Origin of the sequence: Paraburkholderia sp. BR10937 (assembly GCF_040965695.1) — a bacterium.
Classification (GTDB): Bacteria; Pseudomonadota; Gammaproteobacteria; order Burkholderiales; family Burkholderiaceae; genus Paraburkholderia.
The window spans coordinates 1-237 of the sequence record NZ_JBFRCL010000284.1; the positions used below are offsets into that span (position 1 = coordinate 1).

Below are 237 nucleotides of genomic sequence, written 5' to 3' on the forward strand. Positions count from 1 at the left end.
TGTGGCTGGTCGTCCTCTCAGACCAGCTACGGATCGTCGCCTTGGTAGGCCTTTACCCCACCAACCAGCTAATCCGCCATCGGCCACCCCAATAGCGCGAGGTCTTGCGATCCCCCGCTTTCATCCAAAGATCGTATGCGGTATTAATCCGGCTTTCGCCGGGCTATCCCCCACTACTGGACATGTTCCGATGTATTACTCACCCGTTCGCCACTCGCCACCAGGTGCAAGCACCCG

1 rRNA gene is annotated in these 237 nt (G+C 58.6%); it reads right to left on the minus strand.

Going from position 1 to position 237, the window contains the following annotated elements:
• A 16S ribosomal RNA gene (locus AB4Y44_RS43000) occupies window positions 1-237 on the minus strand; the annotation flags it as partial.